The organism is Amycolatopsis sp. NPDC051061, from assembly GCF_040682935.1.
GTDB lineage: Bacteria > Actinomycetota > Actinomycetes > Mycobacteriales > Pseudonocardiaceae > Amycolatopsis.
In genome coordinates, this window is sequence record NZ_JBFBBZ010000090.1 from 16,761 (window position 1) to 25,337 (window position 8,577).

7 protein-coding genes are annotated in these 8,577 nt (G+C 73.9%); 4 read left to right on the forward strand and 3 right to left on the reverse strand.

The features are described from left to right. Positions 1–93 precede the first annotated feature (93 nt). On the reverse strand, positions 94–291 hold the full coding sequence (locus AB0N03_RS50495) for a hypothetical protein (protein ID WP_364388388.1): 198 nt from the start codon (positions 289–291) through the stop codon (positions 94–96). A 252-nt stretch (positions 292–543) separates the two neighbouring features. Beyond that, positions 544–894, reverse strand: a complete 351-nt coding sequence (locus AB0N03_RS50500) for a VOC family protein (protein ID WP_364388390.1) — start codon at positions 892–894, stop codon at positions 544–546. A 276-nt stretch (positions 895–1,170) separates the two neighbouring features. Between AB0N03_RS50500 and AB0N03_RS50505 the strand changes: the two genes are divergently transcribed. Next, entirely contained in the window at positions 1,171–3,927 is a 2,757-nt protein-coding gene (locus AB0N03_RS50505; RefSeq protein WP_364388392.1) for a BTAD domain-containing putative transcriptional regulator, read from the forward strand. A 292-nt stretch (positions 3,928–4,219) separates the two neighbouring features. Continuing rightward, positions 4,220–4,891, forward strand: a complete 672-nt coding sequence (locus AB0N03_RS50510; protein ID WP_364388394.1) for a lytic polysaccharide monooxygenase — start codon at positions 4,220–4,222, stop codon at positions 4,889–4,891. On the opposite strand, the gene AB0N03_RS50515 is transcribed toward AB0N03_RS50510, so the two are convergent. Further along, a complete protein-coding gene (locus tag AB0N03_RS50515; RefSeq protein WP_364388396.1) occupies positions 4,888–5,265 on the reverse strand; it encodes a DUF3253 domain-containing protein in 378 nt (125 codons plus the stop codon). The two genes, AB0N03_RS50510 and AB0N03_RS50515, sit on opposite strands and share 4 nt — an antisense overlap. Positions 5,266–5,521: 256 nt before the next feature. Between AB0N03_RS50515 and AB0N03_RS50520 the strand changes: the two genes are divergently transcribed. Both AB0N03_RS50520 and AB0N03_RS50525 read left to right on the forward strand, forming a co-directional pair. Continuing rightward, positions 5,522–7,609, forward strand: coding sequence for a UvrD-helicase domain-containing protein (locus tag AB0N03_RS50520; protein ID WP_364388398.1), 2,088 nt, complete (start codon positions 5,522–5,524; stop codon positions 7,607–7,609). 273 nt (positions 7,610–7,882) lie between these two features. Beyond that, on the forward strand, positions 7,883–8,577 hold a 695-nt coding region (locus tag AB0N03_RS50525; RefSeq protein WP_364388400.1), incomplete at its 3' end, for a transposase.

Below are 8,577 nucleotides of genomic sequence, written 5' to 3' on the forward strand. Positions count from 1 at the left end.
TAGTGGGGGGCCGTTTTTTGTTTATCCCGGGACGCTCGCACCAGACCCGCTCGGCCGCCGGCAACCGGGCGCGGTGCGGGCAAACGTCTGAGCTCACACCATCGCGAGCAGTATCACCGTCGTGCCGAGGCCCATCAGGGCGTCGGCGCCCCACCCGGCCGTCCGGACCGGCGGCAGCGCGACACGCACCCCGTCGATCGCTCGCGCGAGGAACGCCACGCCCGCCAGGCAGAACCCGGTCGCCGCGAACACGATCGTCAGGATCCACTGCAAGCCGGTCGCTTCGATCACGACGCCACCTCCGCACGGCGGGCCCCGAGAATCAGGCGTAGCCGCGCGCACCGCGTCCACGCCGACGTCACGAGCTGGCGGCGCGGCGGCCGGCAGCGCGGTCGAGACCGACGGTGTCGTCCAGTTCAGCTGGGAGCGCAGCTCGCCGATGCTCGCGCCCGTCCCGCGCCCGGTTCCCGGGAATCTCGGAGTTCGTCCACGGACGCGGGCGCCGGGCCACCCGTGGCGCTGCCCGGAAGCACGTGCGTCCTTTTAGGACTGCTGCTTCTCGTGGAGTTCGATGGCGTTCCCAGACGGGTCGGCGAGGAAGGACTGCCGAGCGGAGCCGACGGGCACCGGGTCGCTGACGTCGAAGCCCTCGGTGCGCAACCGCCGGACCTCCGCGTCCAGATCGTCGACGAGCACCGCGAAGTGCTGCCCCCGCGCAGGTCCCGGCGCCCCTTGGATCAAGTGGAGCTGCTGCTCCCCGACGTCCAGCCAGGCGCCGGGCCCGAGGTGGCCGGGGCGGGCGGCGGAGAGCCGGAAGCCGAGGGCGCCGGTGTAGAAGCCGATCGACTTCTCGAGGTCGTCGACGACGACGGCCACGTGGTGGATCGCTGCCATGACTCGGTTTCCGCCCTTCCGGCCGGCCGGCCCGGAACGTTCCGGTGTCCGCGACGCTAGCCAGGCGGCGATCTTCGTGTCAAGACAAGGCGGGTACCCGGCACGGTGCCGGGCCGGAAGCGACCCGGCCGCCGCGATCGCGCCGACCGGTTCCTCGGCAAATCTGTGCGCGAAGGTGAACCCCCTGGTCAGCCGCGGAGCGACAGCCCCCCGCGCGGGACTTCGGCTGGGTACCCTGGAGTGATCTGCGGGGAAGCGTGTCGAGGGGGGCAGCGCGTGGTCACGTCGGTGCGCTTGCTGGGCGAAGTGGACGTCCTGGTCGACGGACGTCCGGTGGATCTGGGTACGCCGCGGCAGCGGTGCATCCTGGCGGTGCTGTCGCTCGAAGCGGGCCGGGTGGTGCCCACCGACCGGCTGGTCGAACGCGTCTGGGGCGCCGACGTCACGCCGCGGACGCGAACCACCTTGCACGGCTACCTTTCCCGGTTGCGGGCGGCCTTGGCCGGCGCCGACGGGGTCGCTCTCACGCGCCGGTCCGGCGGCTACGTCCTGGTGATCGAGCCCGAGCTGTGCACGGTCGATCTGCACCGGTTCCGCGAGCTGCGCGCGAGCGCCCGGGCCGACGACCGGAACGCTCTGGCGTCGCTCACCGACGCGCTGGGGTTGTGGCGGGGAGAGGCGCTGACCGGGCCGGGCGGGGAATGGGCCGAAGCCGAACGCGAGCGGCTCGAGCGGGAGCGGCTGGCCACGTGGCTGGACCTCGCGGACACCCGGCTCCGGCTGGGGACCGGCGCGGACCTGGTGGCCGAGCTGGAAGCCCGCGCCGGCGCGCACCCGCTGGACGAACGGGTGGCGGGTCAGTACATGCTGGCGCTGCACCAGGCCGGGCGGACCGCCGACGCGCTGGAGCACTACCGCCGGGTTCGCGCGCGGCTCGTCGAGGAACTGGGCATCGATCCCGGCTCCGCGCTTCAGGACCGCCACCGGCAGATCCTGACCGCACGCCCGTCCTGCACCGCCAAGGCAGCCGGTTCAGGAGTGCCTCGCGAGCTCCGCGCCGCGCCCAAGTCGTTCGTGGGCCGCCGCGACGAGGTGCGCCGGCTGGACGCGGTCCTGGACGCCGCGAGGTCGAGCGGTACGCCGATGGTCTCGGTCATCACCGGCGGGGGCGGGCTCGGCAAGACCTGGCTGGCCCTGCGGTGGGCGCACCGCCGGCTCGACCGGTTCCCCGACGGCCAGCTGTTCGTCGATCTGCGCGGTTTCACCTCCGACGACAGGCCGATGGAGCCCGCCACGGCGCTTCGCGGGTTCCTCACGGCCCTCGGCGTCGAAGCCGGTGCGGTTCCTTCCGACCCGCACGCCCGGTCCGCGCTGTTCCGGAGCCTGACCGCCGGCAAGCGGATCCTGGTGGTGCTCGACAACGCCGCCGGGACCGACCAGGTCGTCCCGCTCCTGCCCGGCAGCGAGTCGTGCGCTGTCGTCGTGACCAGCCGCAACCGGCTCCCGGGCCTGGTCACCGCGCACGACGCCCACCGCGTCCCGCTGGACGTGCTCTCCGCCGGCGAGGCCCGCGGCCTGCTGGCCGCCCGGCTCGGCTCGGCGCGGGTCGAGGCCGAGCAACCGGCGGTCGACGAGCTGATCGGCCTGTGCGGCGGTCTGCCGCTGGCGTTGAGCGTGGTCGCCGGCCGGTCCGGGACACCGTTGCCGGCGGTGGTCTCCGAGCTGCGGGAGTCGAGGCTGGACGGCCTGGCCGACGACGATCCGTCGGCCAGCCTGCCCGCCGTGCTGTCCTGGTCGTACCGCGCGCTGACCGAGGAGCAGGCCACCGCGTTCGGGTTGCTGGCCGGCGCGCCCGGCCCGGACACCGCGTTGCTCACCGCGGCGAACCTGACCGGACTGCCCCCGGCCCGCACCCGGGCCGTGCTGCGGAGCCTGGAACAGGCGTCCCTGCTCGAGCACTCGGGCGGCCGCTACCGGATGCACGACTTGATCCGCGCGCACGCCGCCGACACCGCACGGCACCTGGCGGACGACGTCCGGGACGCGGCACTGCGACGAGCGCTCGGCTTCTTCGCCCACACCGCGCACGCCGCCGGCCTGCTGCTGGACGCTCACCGCGGAACCGTCGAGCTCGCCCCGCCCACGCCCGGCACGCACGTCCACGCGCTGCCCGACGCCCCGGCGGCGATGGTCTGGTTCGAGGCCGAGCGCGCCACCCTGCTCGCCGCCCAGGAGGCCGCGGCCCGGCGAGGCGATCACCACACCGTGTGGTGGCTGGCCTTGTCTTCGGACACCTTCCACCAACGGCGGGGTCACCGCCACGACCGGCTCGCCGCGTGGCGGGCCGCCGCGGACGCCGCGGCGCGGCTGCCCCACCCCACCCCTCGCCCGGTCGCCCTCCGGCACCTCGGCCGCGCCTGCGTTTCCCTGGCCCGGCACGAAGAAGCGATCGGCCACCTGCAGCGCGCCATCGCCCTCGCCGAAGAACTCGGCCACCCGTACGAGCAGGGCCACGCCCACCAGACCCTCGCCCTGGCACTGGAGGGGCGGGATCTCCACGCGGCCCTGGACCACGCCGCCCGGGCGCTGCGGCTCTTCCGCGACCTCGGACTGCCGTCGTGCCGGACCCACGGGCACAACGCGGTGGGGCGGTACACCGCCGGCCTCGGCGACCACGACGGCGCCCGCGGCCACTTCGACGCCGCCCTGGCACTGCACCGGGAGCTGCGCAACCCCGCGGGCGAGGCGAACAGCCTCGACCGGCTCGGCTTCGTCGAGCAGAGCGCCGGTCGGCACGACCTGGCCCTCCGCCACTACGGACAGGCTCTGACGCTGCGCCGAAACCTGGGCCACGCTTACGAGTCCGCGACCACGCTCGACCACCTCGGCCCGCCGAACGTCGCCCTCGGCCGGCGCGACGAAGCTCTCGCGGTGTGGCGGGAAGCCCAGCGGCTGTACCGGGACCAAGGACGAGAAGAGGACGCCGAACGCGTGCAGCGTCAACTCGACCGGCTCGCCGCCGTCCGTCCATAAAGGACGCGACACTCCGGTCACCCGTGCGGCGGCGATCGCCGCCCGGACGGAGCAGCCACCACGGCGTCGCGCTCACGGTGCGTTTCCGGACGCCGGACCGATCAGGGGAACTCCGACCCGGTCCGGTCGGCTGTTCAGGAGCCGTTCAGCGCGGCACCACGCCGGAAATCCCGGCACCACATCGACCGCTCGACGGTTTGTTTCTGGCCACCGGTGCACATCGGGGCTATGGTCGGCGCGAAATTGGGAGCGCTCCCAAGCCTCGACCCCTTCGCCGATCTAGGAGGACAGCGTGGTTCCCCGACGGACTCGCCCCCGCAAGACCCTGCTTTCCCTCACGGTGACCGCCGTGGCCGCCGTGCTGCTGGGCGGCGCGCTCACCGGCGTCGCCGAGGCACACGGTTCCGCCACCGACCCGCCGTCGCGCAACTACGGCTGCTGGAACCGCTGGGGCAGCGACTTCCAGAACCCGGCCATGGCGACGCAGGACCCGATGTGCTGGCAGGCCTGGCAGGCCGACCCGAACGCGATGTGGAACTGGAACGGGCTCTACCGGGAAGGCGTCGCGGGCAACCACCAGGCGGCGATCCCCGACGGAACGCTGTGCAGCGGGGGCCGCACGCAGAGCCCCCGGTACAACGCGCTGGACACCGTCGGCCCCTGGCAGATGGCGAACAAGGACAACCGGTTCACGCTCACCATCACCGACCAGGCCCACCACGGCGCGGACTACCTGCGGGTGTACCTCACCCGGCAGGGCTTCGATTCCGCCACCCAGCCGCTGAGCTGGGGCGCGCTCGAACTGGTCGCCCAGTCGGGCCGCATCGCACCCGCCGGGCAGTACCAGATCGCCGTCGACGCGGGCGCCCGGACGGGACGCCACGTCGTCTACACCATCTGGCAGGCGAGCCACCTCGATCAGTCGTACTACTTCTGCAGCGACGTGAACTTCTCGGGCCGCTAGCCGCCGGTGGAGGCGCCCGGCAGCCGTCGGGCGCCTGCACCGGCCCGGATCCGGATCGGCCCGCGCCACTCTTCGTCCGGGTCGAGCGGCCGGCCCCGCCGGGTGAGCCGCACCCGGCCGGCCCGGGCGAGCTCCCGCGCCAGTTCCCGGGCTTGCGGCAGGAGGGGACGCCAGTCGGTGGCCACCGCCCGGGCCGCGTCCGACGGGCACGTGCTGCTGTCCGCGCCGCGCGCGGTGGCCAAGGCGAGGATGGCCCCCCGCAACCGTTCGGCGGCGGTTTCGGTGGTCAGCGCGACGCGGGCCTGGTCCGCGCCGGGGCCACCGCCGTCGCGGATCCGCTCCAGTTCCCGCCTCGGGGCGGACCGTTCGGTCATGCCGCCAGGGTCGCACGGGCCCGGCGGGTGCGCCGGTCACCGGCCGGGACCGTCGCGGGTCCCGCCCGAAGACCTGACGTCCGCCCGGGCACGGTCGCTCAGGCTCGCCGCGCGGTTCGCGACCTCGGCGCCCGGTTCGCCGGCCGCGAGACCCGCGACCCGCGCCGTCGCGGGTCCCGCCCGAAGACCTGACGTCCGCCCCAGCACGAAGAACAAGACTGTTCTTCCCCGGTTTCGCCGGGCACCCTCGACGTCTGTGACCGGCGGAGACATCGAGCGTGAAATCGGCATCGAGCAGGACTACGTGGCCGGCCTCTACGCCCGCGTGGACGCCCTGCGCGAGGCAGCGGCGGCCCGATCGGTGGACCGAGGCGCCGACGGCGACCCGGAGGCGGCGGCGGTCTGGCAGGCGGAGGTGGCCCGGCTGGACTCCGTCGAGCAGGGGTTGTGCTTCGGCCGGCTGGACCGGCACGACGGCCGGCGCACCTACGTCGGCCGGCTGGGCCTGTTCCGCGACGACGACGGAGAGCCGCTGCTCGTGGACTGGCGCGTCCCGGCGGCCCGCGCATTCTACACCGCGACCGCGGCCGCTCCCCACGGGGTGCGGCGACGGCGGCGGATCACCACGCGAGGCCGCGCGGTCGTCGCCCTGGACGACGAACTGCTGGCCGCGGACGGCACCGGCGGCGACGTCCTGGTCGGGGACGCGGCGCTGCTGGCGGCGGTGACCGCGGAGCGCACCGGGCGGATGCGCGACATCGTCACCACCCTGCAGGCGGAACAGGACCGGATCGTCCGCCACAAAACCGGCGGGGTACTGGTGGTGCAGGGCGGTCCCGGCACGGGCAAGACCGCCGTCGCCCTGCACCGGGTCGCCTACCTGCTCTACACCCGCCCGCACCTGCGCACCCGGGGTGTCCTGGTCGTGGGCCCCAGCCGGTTGTTCCTCGGCTACATCGGCCAGGTGCTCCCCGGTCTCGGCGAACACAGCGTCGTCACGGCCACCCTCGCCGACCTGCGGCCGGGCACGGAGATCAGCCGGGTGGACCCGCCCGGGACCGCGGCGGCGAAGGGCCGGGCGGTCCTGGCCGGGCGGCTGGCGGAAGCGGTGCGGGCGCGGGTCCGGGCACCGGACGGTCCGGTCGACATCGAGTTCGAGCGGCAGGTGCTGCGCCTCGACGCGCCCACCTTCGACCGCGCCGTGACCGAGGCCCGGCGGGCCCGCCTCCCGCACAACCGGGCCAGGCTGACCTTCCAGCGGCAGATCGTGGCGGAGCTCGCGCGGCGCCTGGTCGACGACCTGGAAGCGGTCGTGCTCACCGAAACCGGCGAGGCGATCGACGGCGGCAGCCCGGACGGCCGGCTCGGCGAGGCCGACCTGCGCGCACTGGCCGCCGCGGGCGTCGTGCTCGGCGACGAGGGTGCTGAGGACGGGGACCACGACGGACCGCGGACCATGCTGGACGAGACCGCGCGGGCCGGGCTGCGGGCGGCGCTGCTCGCCGACCCGGTCGTCCAGGCCACCCTCGACGCGCTGTGGCCGCCGCTGACCCCGGAGCAGGTGGTGTCGGACGTCCTCGGCGAGCCGGCCGGCGGCTGGAGCGCCGACGACGTCCCGCTACTGGACGAAGCCGCCGCCCTGATCGGCGGCGGCCCCGGCCCCGCGGTGTTCGGGCACGTGGTCGTCGACGAGGCCCAGGAACTGTCCGAAATGGCCTGGCGGATGCTGATGCGCCGGTGCCCCAGCAGGTCGATGACGATCGTCGGGGACCTCGCGCAGACCGGGAACCCGGCCGGCGCCACCTCGTGGGCGAAGGTGCTGCGGCCGCACGTGCGAGACCGCTGGCACCTCGTCCGGCTCAGCGTCAACTACCGCACGCCCGCCGAGATCATGGCCGCCACCACCGATCTGGTCGCCGCCCACCACCCCGGCACGACGCCGCCCCGGTCGGTCCGCTCGACCGGTGACCCGCCGTGGCGCGTCGGCACGACCCGAGCCCGCCTGCCCGGGGTCGTCGCCGAGCTCGCCGCGGCCCACACCGGCGGGCGGCTGGCGATCATCGCCCCGGCGGCCCTGTCCGGTCCGCTGTCCCCCACCGCCCACCCGGACCTGACCGACCGGGTCGTGGTGCTCACCCCCGATCAGGCCAAGGGCCTGGAATTCGACTCGGTCCTCATCGCCGACCCGGCCGCGATCCTGGCCGCGCCGCTCGGCCACCACGACCTGTACGTCGCGATGACCAGAGCCACCCGCCACCTCGGGATCGTGCACCCCGGCCCGCCGCCGGCCGAACTGCTCAAAGTTCCCCTGCGCGCTCGTAAAGCGCCCGCACGGGATCGGTGAGCGCGGCCGCGCGCGGAGTCGGGTGCCGCGAATGACTCTTGGGGGCGTCGGAGGTCCCGAATGAGTCATTCGCGACGTCGGCAGGGGCTGGCGACGTCATGAACGACTCTTTCCTGTCGTCCAGCCTGGATCCACCGGTGAATGTGCTGGTCGGTGGCATGTCGTAGACACGCAGATGCCCTCTGACCTGGGATAATTGTTCTTGTCTAGGGAACAACAATCCTTGAGTGAGAGGGCATCTGCTGGATGCAAGCATCCCATAGCCGAGCCAGGGTGACAGCGAGGTTCGACGATCAGAGTGTCGTCTCCCATGCCGGACTGCTGCCACTGCTGCGGCTGACCGAGAACGTCGAGTTCGCTGACCTCGCGGCCGAGCGGATCCGGATCCCCGGCCCGACCGGCGCGAACCCGGACGCGAAGCTGCTGTCGATCGTGGCCGGGATGGCCGCCGGCGCGGACAGCATCGACGACCTGGACGTGCTGCGGACCGGCGCGAACGACCGGGTGTTCACCGGGATCCGGGCGCCCTCGACACTGGGGACGTTCCTGCGTGGATTCGACATCGGCCACACCACGGCACTGGAGGCACTCGCCGCGCAGGTCCTGACCCGCCTGGCCCGCACCACCGGAGGCCGGTTGCTGCCCGGCGTCGGCGACTACGCGATCGTGGACCTGGACTCCAAGATCACCCGTGTCCACGGGCGGCGGAAAGTCGGCGCGCGCCACGGCTACACCCACGTGCGGGGCTACAACTTCCTCGCCGCGACCCTCTCGACACCGATCGCGGCCCCGGTGATCCTCGCGACCCGGCTGCGCGGCGGGCAGGCCGACACCCGCCGGGGCGCCACCTCGTTTCTCCGGCAGGCACTGCGGACCGCCCGCGGCTGCGGCGCCACCGGGAACCTGCTGGTGCGCGGCGACTCCGGCTACTACGTCTGCTCCCTGATCCACGCCATCGTCGATGCCGG

What these genes read in the sequence shown, in the direction of transcription:
- AB0N03_RS50500 (WP_364388390.1), bottom strand. Translation starts at nt 894, where the DNA reads ATGGCAGCGATCCACCACGTGGCCGTCGTCGTCGACGACCTCGAGAAG.
- AB0N03_RS50515 (WP_364388396.1), bottom strand. Translation starts at nt 5,265, where the DNA reads ATGACCGAACGGTCCGCCCCGAGGCGGGAACTGGAGCGGATCCGCGAC.